Origin of the sequence: Sphaerospermopsis aphanizomenoides BCCUSP55, assembly GCF_001586785.1 — a bacterium.
Taxonomy (GTDB): Bacteria; Cyanobacteriota; Cyanobacteriia; order Cyanobacteriales; family Nostocaceae; genus Sphaerospermopsis_A; species Sphaerospermopsis_A aphanizomenoides_A.
Map to the genome: position 1 here is coordinate 1 of NZ_LUFH02000049.1, position 16,400 is coordinate 16,400.

Here is a 16,400-nt window from a genome sequence, read left to right on the forward strand (position 1 = left end):
GGATTAAGTGCTTCATAGCCACCAGCTAAGAAGGCGCGATATAGGGGGAGTTCAAACAGTTCCCGCATCACGTTTCTAGAGCGTTGTAAGTCTTCTACAGTTTCAAATAGCGGTACAACTCGAATTGTTCCTATAGCCAGGGCTGGGTCAAATAGTCTGGCTTCTTTGGCTAGGAGCAGAACTTCCAACACATCGCTGACTTCCCGGCACATACTGATAATGTACGTCTGACAGATGTTGATGCCAAATTCTTGTTGCAGCGATCGCACTATCCGGAAGGTTTCAATTACATCATTGGTTTTTTCCGAAAATGGTAATTCAGCAGGAATTAACGGCCGTCTGGTTTGTAATTCCCCAGTTAACCAAGCCACCCTTTGGGCTTCTGATAGTTCGTTATAAGCTTGGGGTAAAACTTGCAAGTATTCCAAAATCTCATTCAGCGCATCCGAATGACGAGATGATTCTTGCCGAATATCTAGTTGAGTGAGGTTAAAGTCGAAAATTTCTACTTGACAGATCAGGTTGTCTAGTTCTCGACAACTTAGACCCGTTTCCGTCAAATTGTGTTGAATCAAGCGCAGTTCTGCTAAAAATTCCGCCCCTGAACGGTACATAGGGGAATCTTCATTGGCTGGTGTTTCCCGATTATATAAAGCTAGATTGCGATCGCGGGTATTTTCCAGTCTTCTCAGCACATAAGCCAGTTTCAAGCGATATGGTTCTTGACGATAACGTAATGCTAGAGCATCATAAACATCACTCAAAGTAGATTGATCTAACTCCAGCGACTCTAGTAAATCTGGCAGTACATCGCTCCACTGCATTGACACACTCAATAATTCAATCAGTTTCTTCACCGATTGAATGTATCTTTCCAAAACCATTTTCCGCTGATAGCAAGCGGTTTTCCAAGTGACTTCTGGTGTTACTGACGGGTTTCCATCCCTATCTGAACCTACCCAAGAACCAAAAGAACAGAAGTTTTTACTGGGTGGTTCTAACCAAGGAAATGTTTGTGCCAAGGAATATTTAAGACGTTTATACAGTTGAGGAATACCGTCAAATAACACTTCTTGGAAGTAGTGCAGAGCATAATCTACTTCATCTAGAACTGTGGGTTTGAACTGGTGGAGTTCATCTGTACGCCACCACAGGCGGATTTCTTCCAATAATCGCTCTTTCACTTCTTGAGCTTCCCAAGGATAGCCACCAGAACGATTTTCCAAGTTATCTAGCTGCTGTAAAAGGTCTACTACCTGTCGCTGTTTATCCCTGATCGTATGACGGACAATTTCCGTGGGGTGTGCTGTGAAAACCAAGCGGATATCTAGCTGAGAAATCAGCCGTTGAATTTGCTGAGGTGGTACATTCAGTTTAAATAACAGAGGAAATAAAGCAGCAAATGTACCTTTTTCTTTAATTGGTGTTGTATCTGTCCAACTTTGTGATAATGAATCTGCGCCTAATTCCTTGGTGACAGGTAAGTCGTCTTCCCTTTGATTCGTTGAATAAATAATATTGGTCAGATGTTCCTGATCTATGCTATCTGAATCAGAATAGCGGGTTAATTGCTGCTTTTGCTCATATTCCTGTTCTATGATATTAATCAACTGAAAATAAAGAGCAAAAGCACGAGCAGCACGAATAGCCTCGTTGATATTCAGTTGTTCAATCAACTCTACTGCGGAGGAGGTTTGGTCATGAGTCGCTTGTCCTTCTGGGGAACACAAATCGCGCAATTGTCGCAATAAATCCACCATTTTTTGACCACATTCTTGCCGAAGAACCGACTCCCACAATTCCTCTACTACCTGTAGACGATGGCGCAAGAATAATTCCGAGGGGTAAAAACTCGCTGCTGGGGATGAAGAGTATAAAAGAGAACCCATATTCTTTGCTCTGTAAAGCCAATTACTGTTGACAATTTTAGTTTTTTGCTTGTAGCTCTATATGATTAACTGAAACCAATAATTAGGTTGCTAGTTAGGAAAAAGGGGGCATGAGGCATGAGGCAAAGGAGAAAATCAACAATTACCAATTACCAATTACCAATTACCAATTACCAGCCTAAACTAGATGACTAGCGACTTGGGTTAAAGAGTTATATAGATATATCAGATTGCAGATCAATAAGGTACAGAATCTAAATTTAAAGCTGGACAACAAGCCAGTTTTACTGCTGATTTCTGACCAAGACCCGTTGGGGTGGGGTATGGGGTGTGGGGTTTCCAGACCGAGCTAACAACCTTGGGAATACAAGCCCTATCTTTTCAGGACGCGAGCATCCTGGGGAGTTTAAGCTCTGTCCAACCCTGTCTTCCCTACACTCTCTACCCTACACCCTGTTGGTGACTGCTGAATTCTGCTGTATTTAGCTGTTACTTAATTCCTGTTGATCTCCCAAGTTGAGAATAGGTAGGCGATCGCCCCTAAAGACTTCTTCACTGGCTTCACCTAAAGCTTTCAATCCCTCAGCAGTGGCTTTTTCTGCTATAAGTAGCAGTAGCATAGATGCTGTACCTATTTGCAGGAGACAACATTGAGGAATACTAGACAAAATCAGATTTAATCCGTTAGTAGGTGAGGGGTTCTGGTTTAGAAGTGACATTGCTAATTCTTGGTAATTGGCAGATGAGTAAAATTAGGAGGCAGAAGGCAGTGGTTCGACTTCGCTCACCAACCGGAGGCAGAAGGCAGAAGGCAGAAGGTAAATCTTTCTCCCCACACCCCACACCCCACACTCCCAGACAGATAAGACTATCTTTGACCATTTTGCAAGCTCCAAAGGTAACAAAATTGTTAAAAAAAAACTGCAAAATGTGATAAATCTATGTTTCTAGTTTACAAGTACAGGCAAAATCCCCCAATACTCGCTTCCTGTTAAACTTAACTTCATAATGAAAACACTATTACTAGATCGCCAGCAAACCTTAGTGCAGTGGGTAAGCCAAGCAACAGGAATCAACACTTTCGGGGTGAAAGTCCGGTTGTTGGGAAATGACCTACATATCCTTTGTGAAGGTACAGACTGTCCACAACGTTGGCAAACTCTTTCTGATTTGCTGCAAGCACTACAGCAAACAGACTTGGATAGCTTAACCAATGAGGAACAATCCCCAATATACCAAGTATTGGTTTACGGTCGAAAAAAAGGAGAATACCGTCCTCAATGGTGTCATCGGGTCTACTTAAATCAGTTAGATCGGCATCTAGAACAAGTACAACAGGCGCTGTTATCAGAATCAGTCAAATCTAAAACAATTGGGGTCAGTGGGGCGCTGATTGTCTCTAATGAAAGTTTGGCACGTCAGGGCAACCCAGATGCTATTGCTCGTTATCTTAGCGAAAATCTCAGTAACTTGGGTGTGGCAGTCCAAGTTAAAAGTACGCCATTTGAGTCTAAAACCAACTCTCAAAAGATCGGTAATCGTCTGTGGATCTTTTGTCAGTCAAGTTATAGTCCTGATGCTACCTTATTGGCAGAACCAATAGCCCAACAGTTGCGGCATCTCAAGTTGTCTGGCTATGAAGATGCAGTCATTGTCTCCCAAGTTCGGGGTGAGAATGCTCCTGATTGGCGACTGCGGGTGGATTTGACCCCACCAGAAAAAATGCTCAAAGAATGGGCGCGTTGGGGAGATGTACAAGCGATCGCTCGGTTATTAACTGAGGTACTATCAGATTTTAAAATTTCTGTCCAAGCTGCTCTGAAAGAATTTACTCTACATATCTTTTGTACACCAGCTGTTGACCCTTTAAAAAATGCTCCCGCCCCAGAAAAGGAAGCTTGTTTACAAGTTATTGTCTCTCAGCTAGAAGCGATCGCTCCTCAAGGTATTCTCGCTGCTGCTATCTATGGACAAAAAACAGGTGATCAGCAACCTGCTTGGGTAGATTGGGTGTCTCTCCCCGCTTCAATACATCCTGCTTTGGCAACATCTACACTGGCTCTAGGTAGTGCTGGTGACGAACCAGCTATTATCTTTTTGCTGGAAAGGTTACTTAATCATGATATGGATTGGCGCTTAAAAACAGGTGGCATTCGCGTTCTGCTTTTGCGTAAAGGCGATTTACTGCACGTGATGTGTGATGCACCCAATTGTCCCACCCGTCAACAAGTGGCCACTAAAGTCACTCAATTTATTCGTCAACTCAATATTCTTGGACTTACTGGTGTCAGAATTTATGGCCGTCGTGCAGGTGATAGCGAACCTGTTTGGCATCATGGTGTTGATTTTGAACAACGCCACCGATTAGTACCAGAAGCAACACCAGAATTTGCTGCTACATCTGAATACGTAAATGATTTGCTCACTAACGAAACTGATGAGCCTATTGTGCGACCTGATTTAACAACCCAGGAAGTTCAAAGTTTCGTGAAGGAAGCAGCACAGCATTGGCTAGAAACGGCTCATAAACAGGTCAAAAAGTTACTTGTGGAAACTCAATTGTTTGCGGACACTAACCAAGCCATTGAACACAACCCTGATGAGCAAGGAGTTGGGGGTAGTTTCATCTGGATAGCTTTGGGATTTATGCTCACACTCCAAACTGATTGGATGTTAGGTTACGTCATTAATCGTATCCAAAATTCTCCCCAAGGTGCTAGTATTTTATCCTCATCATCCTCCCAATCTCAAACATCTTTGACATCAGGCACGGATCAGAGTCAACGCACAGCATTTTTTACCAGCAGCAACAATACCCAATCTTCTCAATCCTCTAATTCTGCCTTTAATGCTTCTGGTTTTACCCAAAATGATGAGGCGGAAAATTTGCCCAATTCCCCATTAAAACAAAAAGCTAATTCCACCGCTATTCTTTTAGCAGCGCGATCCCGCAAGGCGGGAGCTTCGCTAACACAAATGCCCAGCTTTGGAGCAAGGCAATTAGATGAACAATTAGCACTTTATAAACAGCGTTTAGCGACAACAGGAAAACCACCAGATATCTTAATTATTGGTTCTTCTCGCGCATTAAGAGGAGTTGACCCTGTTGCCCTGACTAAAGCTTTAGCAACTCAAGGTTATGCAACAACTGACGTATTTAATTTTGGTATTAATGGTGCTACAGCCCAAGTTGTAGATTTTATCATTCGCCAAGTTTTGCAACCATCAGAATTACCAAAACTGATTATTTGGGCAGATGGTTCTAGAGCTTTTAATAGTGGACGTAATGATATTACATTTAACGCCATCGCTGCATCAAAAGGATATCAAGAAGTTTTAAAAAGAGCTAATCAACCAAAAAATAGTGATAATTTATCACTACAAGAAACAAATCAATCAGCAGACAACAAAATCACAGATCAGGCACGAAATGTTAATACTTATGAAGTAGCTAATGAGTTGCTAAATCAGGCTTTAATGAATATATCTGTCAGCTATAAAAACCGTGACCAAATTAAAATTTTATTGCAAAAAAAATTACAAGATTTACCATTTAATAACAACCATCAGTCAGTTTCATCAATAAGTAAATCAGCAACTGAGCAACCAGAAGATGAATCTCAATTATCAGTTGATTTTGATGGGTTTTTACCCCTGTCTATTCGCTTCAACCCAGTGAAATATTATCAGAAACATCCCAAAGTATCCGGAAGTTATGACAACGACTATAAATCTTTCCAACTAGCAGGAAACCAAGATACAGCCCTACAATCAGTGATTGAGTTTACTAAAAGTCAGCAAATACCAATAGTATTTGTGAATATGCCCCTTACAGGAGATTACCTAGATCCAGCACGGACAAAATATGAACAACAATTTCAACAATATATGTTAAATGTTTCCACAACTAATGCCAACTTTATCTACCGGGATTTAAGCCAAATTTGGTTAAAAGGACATGACTATTTTTCTGATCCTAGTCATCTTAACCGTTACGGAGCTTATGAAATATCCAAAAAATTAGCTATTGACCCGATGATTCCTTGGAATTTTAAGTAAATGGTGACTAGGAACTGGGAACTGGGAAGAAATTTTTATTAATGACTAATAACCAATGACTAAAAAATGAAGTTTATATCAATATTTTACGGGCTTTTTTTGTTGAGTATTTTGGGAATTTACTGGACTGTAGCCGCACAGAAGTTAAGATTGTGGACTCTACTCATAGCCAGTATGGTATTTTATGCCTCTTGGCATATTCAATACCTACCATTACTGTTAGTGCTGACTTTTATTAACTTCCGTCTAGGTCTAGAAATTGGTAACAACACCTCACCAGGAAAACATTCCCAAGACTGGAAAATTTCTAATGAAGATTGGCAAATTGCTCAATCCGACTGGAATCTTCGTCGTCTAAAAGTTTTGTGTCTTGGTGTGATTTTAAATGTCGGACTTTTATTAAGTTTTAAGTATTTGCCTATTGTTTCAAAATGGATATTTAACGTACCTATAGATTCACCAAATACTCCTTTTAAACTAATTACACCCTTGGGAATTTCCTTTTTTACATTTGAGTGTATCGCTTATTTAATAGATGTCTATCGTGGAGCGCCTGCTACTGAGCAGTTTTTGAAATTTGCTACATACAAATTATTTTTTGCTAAATTAATTTCTGGCCCAATTACTCGTTACCATAACTTAGCAGTTCAATTCAATACACTGCAATTTCCTAATATTGATAAATTGGCAGAAGGATTATGGTTAATTGCTAGAGGTGCAGTTAAAAAAGGTATTCTCGCCGATAATCTGGGAATTTTTGTTGATTTATGTTTTGGTAACTTACAAAGAGCAGGTAGCACAGATTTATGGTTAGCTACCTTTGCTTACGGCTTACAATTATATTTAGATTTTAATGGTTATGTAGATATTGCCCGTGGGAGTGCTTTACTTTTTGGGTTAGTTTTACCTGAAAATTTTGATTTCCCCTATTTTAGTACCAGCATTGCAGATTTTTGGCGACGCTGGCATATAACTTTGGGTGATTGGTTACGTAATTATCTATACTTTCCTTTGGGTGGTTCTCGTCGGGGATTACTTCGTACCTGCACAAACTTATTGATAGTGATGCTAGTTGCCGGTATCTGGCATGGTTCTGCGTGGGGCTTTATAATTTGGGGAATATTGCATGGTGTAGCTTTAGTAGTTCATCGTCTCACAGAAGCCATCAGCGATCGCTCGAAAATTTTGATTCTATTTTGGCAAAACCCTGTCGGTATAGTTTTCGCTTGGTTGTTAACCCAATTTATGGTTTTCACATCTTGGATCTGGTTTCGTCTCCCCAACATCCAAGATTCTGTTTTAGTTATACAACACCTTTGGGGTAAGACTGCTGATGCCCAGTTTGCAGAAAAAGTCTATGTAGAAGCCCTTAATATGAGCCAATATCAGCTTTCTTATTTACTCATCAGTTTATCTGTTCTAATGATTATCATCTATGCCTTTAAACGAGGGATGAAGTTAGAGTTTAGCTGGCCTATCAAACTTGTTTTCGTACCTTTATGCTTCTATGCCGTTTGGATATTAGCACCTGAAGGTGGTTTGCCTTACATATACTTTGATTTTTAGTATTTTTTGTGAGGACTTACGCAGAAAAAACGAAAAATTAAAGGTTTGGACAAAGGGGTAAAGTGATAGAAAAATTAAGGTCGAGAAGAGGAAACCCTCTACACCCAGTCCATGACTTACGTCAAGCTGTAGTATCACATATAACTTCCGTGCCTAAGTCCTGTACTGCTTGGCTGTAAATCCGGTTACATTATCAAAAAACATAAAAGTATTATATATACTAATATAACTGGTCTTTACAAAACTAAACTGAGCCTCTAATATTATAGGCAAGTAGGCAAAACAACCTACAAAATATCATAAACAAAGCAATCATAAAATGACCACAACCTTACAACAGCGTTCAACCGCTAACGTATGGGATCGCTTCTGCGAGTGGATCACCAGCACCGAAAACCGTATCTACATCGGTTGGTTCGGCGTATTAATGATCCCCACCCTGTTAGCAGCAACCACCTGCTTCATCATCGCCTTCATCGCAGCTCCTCCCGTTGACATCGACGGTATCCGTGAGCCAGTTGCAGGTTCTTTAATCTACGGAAACAACATCATCTCTGGTGCAGTTGTTCCTTCTTCTAACGCTATCGGTTTGCACTTCTACCCCATCTGGGAAGCAGCTTCCTTAGATGAGTGGTTGTACAACGGTGGTCCTTACCAATTGGTAATTTTCCACTTCCTCATTGGTTGCGCTTGCTACCTGGGTCGTCAGTGGGAATTGTCTTACCGCTTAGGTATGCGTCCTTGGATCTGCGTAGCTTACTCTGCACCTTTGGCATCTGCTACCGCAGTATTCTTGATCTACCCCATCGGTCAAGGTTCTTTCTCCGACGGTATGCCTTTGGGTATCTCCGGAACATTCAACTTCATGATCGTGTTCCAAGCAGAACACAACATCTTGATGCACCCCTTCCACATGTTGGGTGTAGCTGGTGTATTCGGTGGTTCCTTGTTCTCTGCAATGCACGGTTCTTTGGTAACTTCCTCCTTGGTTCGTGAAACAACCGAAACCGAATCTCAAAACTACGGTTATAAATTCGGTCAAGAAGAAGAAACCTACAACATCGTTGCAGCACACGGTTACTTCGGTCGCTTGATTTTCCAATACGCTTCATTCAACAACAGCCGTTCCTTACACTTCTTCTTGGCTGCATGGCCAGTAGTTGGTATTTGGTTCACCGCATTGGGCATCAGCACAATGGCGTTCAACTTGAACGGTTTCAACTTTAACCAATCCATCATTGATTCTCAAGGTCGTGTCATCGGTACTTGGGCAGATGTAATCAACCGCGCTAACTTAGGTATGGAAGTAATGCACGAGCGCAACGCTCACAACTTCCCCTTAGACTTAGCTGCTAGTGAAGTTGCTCCTGTTGCTTTGACTGCTCCTGCAATCAACGGCTAATATTCAACTGGGTTTAATAAGCTTAGTTAAATAAAAGATACCCTCCAGTGATGGGGGGTATTTTTGTTTGTCTGAGATTTAAGGATTTACAGGATGTGTTTTTTTTATGGGAGTAAGGATTTTTAGGATTTAAGGATTTACAGTTTACAGGATGTGGTGATTTTGAAAATTACGTAAGATATAATCTTAGTAATTTATAAATTTTCATATTCCACAAAAATATCAATAATATATCAGACAAATAAAAATATTAAACACCAACCAAAAAATCATCAATTAAAATCCTGTAAATCCTCAAATCCTGGACATCCTGATTCAGACAAAAAACCACAACGTCAACTCAAATCCTAAAAATCCTAATTCCAACCAAAACCCCGCTTTCGATATTATAATGACCGCACCTGGCTGTTTTGAAATTGAAAACAGAATATATTTAAACCTGTAAATACTTATTACTGAAAATTTATGAGCGAAGCTTTATTTAGTATTGAAAATTTGCGTGTAGCTTATCCGCAACGTGGCGTAGAAGAGGAAAATTGGGCAGTTGATGATGTATCTTTTACTCTCTTAGCTGGTGAAAGAATGGGTTTGGTGGGTGAGTCTGGTTGTGGTAAATCGACTATTGGTAGGGCAATCATGCGTTTGTTACCTGCTGGGAGTCGAGTTGAAGGTAAAGTATTTTTTCGAGGTGATTCGGTCTTATATTTAACACCTATTCAAATGCGAAAATTTCGCGGTGAAGCGGTGGCTTTGGTTTTTCAAGACCCAATGACGCGCCTTGACCCGTTGATGACCATTGGTAATCATTGTCTGGAAACTCTACAAGCACATTTCCCGGAATTAACCACACAACAAGCCAAGGAAAAGGCTTTAGCAACTTTAGAAAAGGTGAAAATTCCTGCTAGTCGCTGGAGTCAGTACCCCCATGAGTTTAGCGGAGGGATGCGTCAACGGGTAGCTATTGCGTTGGCTTTACTTCTAAATCCTAAATTAATTGTTGCTGATGAACCCACAACCAGCTTAGATGTAACAGTTTCTGCCCAGATTTTACAAGAATTAACCCGATTGTGCGACGAGGAAAACATGGGATTATTATTGATTTCCCATGATTTGGCTATGGTAGCGGAATATTGCGATCGCATCGGTGTCATGTATCAAGGCAAAATGGTAGAGATGGGTAAAACCGAAACTGTATTTAAACAACCCCAACATGAATATACCCAATCTCTATTAAAAGCAGCCTTATATATTCAAAAAGAAGAGGGAATGGGTAACAAGGAACAGGGAACAGTAAGTAAGGAAAATCCCATTTTAAAAGTTACAGAACTCAAACAACATTACACCATAGAACCAAATTTTCTTGAACGTCTATTTAAAGGTGAAGGACAAACAATTAAAGCTGTAGATGGGATTAATTTAGAATTATATCCAGGGGAAATATTAGGATTAGTAGGAGAATCTGGTTGTGGTAAAAGTACACTTTCTAGAACCATCTTACAATTAATTCGTCCCACAGCCGGAAAAGTTGAATTTTTAGGACAAGAATTAACAAATTTATCCCGTCAAGAAATCCGTTCTTCCCGTAGACAAATTCAAATGGTATTTCAAGATCCCCATGCTTGTTTAAATCCAGCTATGACTGTGGGACAAAGTATAGCTGATCCTTTGTTTATTCACAATTTAGCTAATGCTGAACAAGCCAAAGAACAGGTTTTATGGATGTTAGAAAAAGTGGGTTTAACACCAGCAGAAACTTATTATCAACGTTATCCTTCTGATTTATCGGGAGGACAACAACAACGAGTTGCAATAGCTAGAGCATTAATTACTCGTCCTAAATTAGTAATATGTGACGAACCTGTGAGTATGTTAGATGCCAGTGTCCAAACACAAGTGCTAGATTTGATGTTGCAACTCAAAGCCGAATTTGAATTAACTTACTTATTTATCACCCATGACTTATGGTTAGCAAGATTTTTGTGCGATCGCATCGCCGTTATGAATGGTGGTAAAATAGTAGAACTAGGTCGCACCAAAGAAATTTTCGCCAATCCCCAACACCCCTACACCAAAACCCTTTTAGCTGCTGCACCTTTATTAGCCAGGGTTTAATATGAGTTGTAATTGTAGGGGTTTAGCACTGCTAAACCTTTGTATATTGCTTGCACCAGTGCTTCGCTATCATCGCCAAAATACTTCCACAAAAAAGCGCAAAAAAAGAGTATGAGGTGGTTGACAACAGACTTTAAATTTGTTATGATAAACTCGATAAGGAAGAATTATCTTGCGTTAAGCATATTTAATGTCTAAAAATCCACCTTCTAATTCATATAAAAATAAGACCTATTCCGCAGATAAATGGCAAGAGAGAATCGCACAAATAGCATATCGTTTTAATAAAGAATATCAAAAAGAACCCTTTGAAGTTCCCACAGAAGTAGAAGAAATGCCAGTTTATAAAGAATGGAAAAACGGCATCTTAGCTTATAAAATTGCTTCTCCATTTTGGGAAATTGCCCAACCTCAAAAAAACCAAAACTGTTTAGATATCGGTTGTGGTGTCAGTTTTTTAATATATCCTTGGCGAGATTGGCAAGCATATTTCTACGGACAAGAAACTAGTAATATAGCACGCGATACTCTCAATTCTCGTGGTTCACAATTAAACTCAAAACTTTTCAAAGGCGTAGAATTAGGGGCAGCACATCATTTAAACTATCCTTCAGAACAGTTTGATTTAGTCATAGCTACTGGATTTAGTTGTTATTTTCCTCTAGAATATTGGAATCTTGTATTACTAGAAGTCAAACGAGTATTGAAACCTGGTGGACATTTTGTATTTGACATTCTAAATTCCGAACAACCTTTAGCAGAAGATTGGGCAGTTTTAGAAACTTATTTAGGTGCTGAGGTATTTCTAGAACCTGTATCTGAGTGGGAAAAAACAATTAAAGCTGCTGGTGCTAAAGTCGTGAAACGGCAATTAGGAGAATTATTTGAGTTATATAAAGTAAAATTTTAAAATAAAATTGGCTGAATGTTCAGATGCTGTGAGAGAAGGTTTAGCCTGAACATTTATTGACCAAAAGCTAATTATAATTATGACTGTAAAGACAAGACTTAGCGAACGCCATATACGAGACAAGATTTCTTCTCCATTAACATTAAATTCAATATCCAGAAAACTTAATAAATTCTCTGGACACAGTGTATTATTTGTAAATATTTTACTGAGAATTTTGTCCCTAAAACCGCAATGAATATCCGCCATGCCACAGAAGCAGACTTGCCGACTATTGTAGCAATTTATAACGCCGCAGTTCCTAGCCGCATGGCAACCGCCGATTTAGAACCTGTATCTGTAGAAAGTCGCGTGGCTTGGTTTAAAGGGCGATTACCCTCACAACGTCCTCTGTGGGTAATTGAAGTAGAAGGTGTGATTGCTGGATGGCTGAGTTTTCAATCATTTTATGGCAGACCTGCTTACCATTCCACAGCCGAGATTAGTATTTATATTTCCCCAGATTTCCAGCAACGAGGTTTAGGAAAGCAACTTTTAGAAAAAGCAATTAGTGAAAGTCCAAATTTAGGTTTAAAAACTTTAGTCAGCTTTATTTTTGCTCATAATTATCCGAGTTTAAAACTGTTTGAAAAATTTGGTTTTCAACATTGGGGACATTTGCCCAAAATAGCCGATTTAGATGCGGTTGAAAGAGATTTAATTATTATGGGGTTGCGAGTGTGTGAAAAGTAAAATAGTAAGTGACAGGTGACAGTTAAAAGGAAACAGATATAGATTATTTTCCTCTTACTTTCTGCCTCCTGCCTTCGTTAAATATTTAACGAGATGTTAAACTATCAAAGCGGTATTCAGTCCCCACTTTTAGCCTGTTAGCATTGTACCGAGGAGACATCAACAAAGAAGAATCATAAGGATTTGGTAAATCAGGAGTGCGAAGATAAGGATCATTCATCGCTTGTTGCATCATAACATCCTTATAAACAGTATTCACCAATTCAGCATCTTTAGCAATTTCATTATCTGGGAAAGTTGTTCCGAACTTGCCACCTGGGCCAAATAAAGAATCTACCTGACGCTTTAAACTGCCATTGTCATAAAAATTAGAATCATAGCGAAAATACGCTCTTTCAAAAGTATCAGGAATTAATTCATAATTCTCTGGCTGCATTTGAGCAACTGTCATCACGGGAAACGCTGTGCTACCAACCAGCATTACCAGCAGTCCAGTCAAGCCTCTCAAATTTATACTCATGTTCACGACTCCTCAATTTTTGGGCGTATCTTAATTTATGCTTAATTTCAGAACTCTCAAAAGTTCAACCTTTGGTGTAGCACAACTTTTAATGATTTGTAATGTCTTATTCTACCGAAACATCTAACCAATTGGATATTTGGGCAACTACTACTGATTTAACTACCCTGCATCAGAAGTTACTAGATTTATTTTGCCAGCTTGCTTATCAAGAAGGTGATTTTATTCTCTCCTCTGGGCAACGTAGTTCTTACTATATTAATGGTAAACAGGTAACACTTCACCCTCAAGGTGCTTTGGCCGTAGGACGATTACTTTTACAACTCTTACCAGTAGATACACAGGCAGTAGCAGGGTTAACACTGGGTGCTGATCCCATTGTTTCCGCTGTGAGTGTAGTTTCCGTCTATGAAAATCGACCTATACCAGCGTTGATTATTCGTAAAGAAGCTAAAGGTCATGGCACAATGGCTTATATTGAAGGGCCGACCTTACCCGCAGGTGCAAAAGTAGTGGTTCTGGAAGATGTTGTCACTACTGGACAGTCTGCACTCAAAGCTGTTGAAAGGTTGCAAGCAGCAGGTTACATCGTAGATAGAGTAATTTCTTTAATAGACAGACTACAAGGAGGCGCAGAGTTATATAAATCTGCTGGATTACAATTTGACGCGCTGTTTTCTATTCGAGACTTACAAGAACGCTATCAGCAAATATAGCAGGTGACAGGTGACAGGTGACAGGTGACAGGTGACAGTTAAGAAAATTTATTCTTACTTTTGCCTCTTGCCTTTTGCCTTTTGCCTCTTGCCTTCTAAAGTTAGTATCTTTTTGGTAAGTATGCAACTTATAAGTGCGTACTTTTAATTTTATCTAGCAATACTTTAATATAAATACAACAAGTTCTTTATAACTTGTAAAAAATAAATTTTTTGGAAGTTGTTATTCCTGTTGATTATTAAGCTAAATGTCATTCAAAAATTGAATTTTGATTGATAAAAAATCAGCAGCATAACCGATTTTTAACAATTAAAACCCATTCTTAATGAGGTGAAATTATGTCTCAAAATACTCTTAACTACATCATTCATAAAGGCAATTTACGAGGTCATAGTCAAATTGACTGGCTTAATAGCTATCATACTTTTTCCTTTAGTCATTTTTATGATCCCAACCGTATGGGATTTCGTTCTCTCAGAGTAATTAATGACGATCGCATTGCTCCTGGTGCTGGCTTCCCTACTCACGGACATCGAGATATGGAAATACTCACCTATGTCTTATCAGGTGCAGTTGAACATCAAGATAGTTTGGGTACAGGGTCTGTAATTCGTCCTGGTGAAGCACAAATTATGAGTGCGGGAACTGGGATTATGCACAGCGAATTTAATCATTCGCAAACTGAAGAATTACACCTTTTGCAAATCTGGATTTTGCCAGACCAACAAGGACTATCACCAAGATATGACCAAAAAACTTTTCCTGTGGAAGAAAAACGAGGAAAACTACGTTTAATTGCTGCCAAAGATGGACGTGATGGCGCTATAACTATTCATCAAGATGTGGATTTATACGCCTCTATTTTACAGCCGGGTGATGTGGTAAATTATCATGTTCAACCCCATCGTTATGCTTGGTTACAAATAGCTAAAGGTGAGGTTTATTTTAATGGTAAACCGCTAAAAACAGGTGATGGAGTGCAAATTAGTGGAGAAGAAAAACTAGAAATTAGTACAAACCTCAGTGCAGAAATCTTGCTTTTCGACTTAGCTTAATAGAATTTTTGAATACAGAAACGAATCCCAGCACCGAAGTTTTATGAACGGACTGGGCTTTTTTTTCAACCTAATGTTGCTCTTCTAAATGATATTTGACAATCAACAAACAATTTCTGTTATCAGAATCACGTTCATAAACAACACGATCTGCCACGCGCCGAATCAGAAACCATCCATAGCCGTGGTCTTGCAAAGTACCTGGTTGTGGTTCTGGGACCTCATCGGGATTAAAAGGTTTACCATAATCCCACATTCTCATTTCTAGCCGATCCATCCACAGACTTAGTTCAATTTCTATGTCTGTTTCTGGTGGTAAGGCCAGATGAGCATGACGAACTGCATTGGTAAAACCTTCTACCAATGCTAAATTGAGTTTGTGAAGTTGGCTTTCTGGCCAACCTCGTTGAGTTAAATATTGCAGAGAAAACTTTTCAAACCATTGTTGTACCTGGTTTTGGAGCTTAAGATCGCTCTTCACCGTCAGATGGTCTTGCTGCACTATGGTAAGCATTGACCGTGACTTGAATATTAAGTAATGGAAAAAAGTTAGTTTTGTAGTTCTTTTGTTGGTTCAAAATTTTGGAGTTTTTGTTTGACATCCAAAATTGAAAATCCCCAACAAAACCTAGATTCTGAAAATTAACGCCTGCTTGTTTCAAAAGCATATCATCCAGAAGTATGAGCTGCTAATGGGTTGTATCAGCCTTGCGGCTAGTCATCATTATACCCATAACTTCGGTATATGCTCTTGAAACTCACAGGCGTTACTGCTTACAGCACTTTATGGAAACTAAACTTTGAGGCAACTAAATAATTAGAACAGTCCCAAAGTTAGAGATTTATCCAATGGTAATGCAGCACCGATTCCTAACCAGATGGTAACTAAAGTACCAAACAAAAATACTGTTGTTGCCACTGGACGACGGAAGGGGTTTTGGAACTTGTTAACGCTCTCAATGAAGGGAACGAGAATCAATCCCAAGGGTACGGAAGCCATTGCTAATACTCCTAACAGTTTGTTAGGAAGTGAGCGTAAAATTTGGAAAACTGGGAACAGATACCACTCTGGCAGGATTTCCAAGGGAGTAGCAAAAGGATTAGCAGGTTCGCCGATCATTGCGGGATCTAGTACAGCTAGAGCCACAATACAAGCAAATGAACCCATGATCACGATAGGGAAGACGTAGAGCAAATCATTAGGCCAAGCGGGTTCACCATAGTAGTTGTGACCCATGCCCTTGGCAAGTTTAGCTCTTAAGATAGGATCGCTCAGATCCGGTTTTTTCTGTGTGGACATTTTGAGATGTGGTCTCCTGCTTAAGTGAAGGTAAAGCATTAGTGAAAGCTATCAGCTATTTAGGTTCAGCTGTTCGCTTTTGCGTTTGATGGTAAGCCACACATTTAGTATGACACTAAGTTTCACTTTGCTAGTTGA

General features: G+C 39.5%; 13 protein-coding genes. 8 read left to right on the plus strand and 5 right to left on the minus strand.

What is annotated here, in order from left to right; translation table 11 throughout:
* Positions 1 to 1,889: phosphoenolpyruvate carboxylase (locus A0J48_RS13850; RefSeq protein WP_200323926.1), on the minus strand; the 1,889-nt coding region annotated here is incomplete at its 3' end.
* A 482-nt stretch (positions 1,890 to 2,371) separates the two neighbouring features.
* Positions 2,372 to 2,608 (minus strand): hypothetical protein, encoded by a 237-nt coding sequence (locus A0J48_RS13855; RefSeq protein WP_200323927.1) that lies wholly within the window; start codon positions 2,606 to 2,608, stop codon positions 2,372 to 2,374.
* Positions 2,609 to 2,897: 289 nt separating this feature from the next.
* Between A0J48_RS13855 and A0J48_RS13860 the strand changes: the two genes are divergently transcribed.
* The 6 genes from A0J48_RS13860 (at position 2,898) to A0J48_RS13885 (ending at position 12,670) form a co-directional block, all read left to right on the plus strand.
* Positions 2,898 to 5,948, plus strand: a complete 3,051-nt coding sequence (locus tag A0J48_RS13860; protein WP_200323929.1) for a DUF1574 domain-containing protein — start codon at positions 2,898 to 2,900, stop codon at positions 5,946 to 5,948.
* Between the two features lie 66 nt (positions 5,949 to 6,014).
* Positions 6,015 to 7,514: an MBOAT family O-acyltransferase gene (locus tag A0J48_RS13865; protein WP_200323931.1), complete on the plus strand. Its 1,500-nt coding sequence runs from the start codon at positions 6,015 to 6,017 to the stop codon at positions 7,512 to 7,514.
* 319 nt (positions 7,515 to 7,833) lie between these two features.
* A complete protein-coding gene (psbA, locus tag A0J48_RS13870; RefSeq protein WP_200323933.1) occupies positions 7,834 to 8,916 on the plus strand; it encodes a photosystem II q(b) protein in 1,083 nt (360 codons plus the stop codon).
* A gap of 465 nt (positions 8,917 to 9,381) precedes the next feature.
* Complete coding sequence (locus A0J48_RS13875; protein WP_200323934.1) at positions 9,382 to 11,028, plus strand: dipeptide ABC transporter ATP-binding protein; 1,647 nt, start codon at positions 9,382 to 9,384, stop codon at positions 11,026 to 11,028.
* A gap of 190 nt (positions 11,029 to 11,218) precedes the next feature.
* Complete coding sequence (locus tag A0J48_RS13880) at positions 11,219 to 11,938, plus strand: class I SAM-dependent methyltransferase (RefSeq protein WP_200323935.1); 720 nt, start codon at positions 11,219 to 11,221, stop codon at positions 11,936 to 11,938.
* Positions 11,939 to 12,172: 234 nt separating this feature from the next.
* Positions 12,173 to 12,670, plus strand: a complete 498-nt coding sequence (locus A0J48_RS13885; protein ID WP_200323936.1) for a GNAT family N-acetyltransferase — start codon at positions 12,173 to 12,175, stop codon at positions 12,668 to 12,670.
* An 85-nt stretch (positions 12,671 to 12,755) separates the two neighbouring features.
* Here A0J48_RS13885 and A0J48_RS13890 read toward each other — a convergent pair whose 3' ends face one another.
* Entirely contained in the window at positions 12,756 to 13,190 is a 435-nt protein-coding gene (locus tag A0J48_RS13890) for a hypothetical protein (protein ID WP_200323937.1), read from the minus strand.
* A gap of 101 nt (positions 13,191 to 13,291) precedes the next feature.
* Between A0J48_RS13890 and pyrE the strand changes: the two genes are divergently transcribed.
* Together pyrE and A0J48_RS13900 are read left to right on the plus strand one after the other, a co-directional pair.
* Positions 13,292 to 13,906, plus strand: a complete 615-nt coding sequence (pyrE, locus tag A0J48_RS13895) for an orotate phosphoribosyltransferase (RefSeq protein ID WP_200323938.1) — start codon at positions 13,292 to 13,294, stop codon at positions 13,904 to 13,906.
* 339 nt (positions 13,907 to 14,245) lie between these two features.
* Complete coding sequence (locus A0J48_RS13900) at positions 14,246 to 14,962, plus strand: pirin family protein (protein WP_200323939.1); 717 nt, start codon at positions 14,246 to 14,248, stop codon at positions 14,960 to 14,962.
* A gap of 70 nt (positions 14,963 to 15,032) precedes the next feature.
* On the opposite strand, the gene A0J48_RS13905 is transcribed toward A0J48_RS13900, so the two are convergent.
* Positions 15,033 to 15,476, minus strand: coding sequence for an ATP-binding protein (locus tag A0J48_RS13905; RefSeq protein ID WP_200323941.1), 444 nt, complete (start codon positions 15,474 to 15,476; stop codon positions 15,033 to 15,035).
* A 303-nt stretch (positions 15,477 to 15,779) separates the two neighbouring features.
* Positions 15,780 to 16,262: a cytochrome b6-f complex subunit IV gene (gene petD, locus A0J48_RS13910; RefSeq protein ID WP_200323943.1), complete on the minus strand. Its 483-nt coding sequence runs from the start codon at positions 16,260 to 16,262 to the stop codon at positions 15,780 to 15,782.
* Positions 16,263 to 16,400 lie beyond the last annotated feature (138 nt).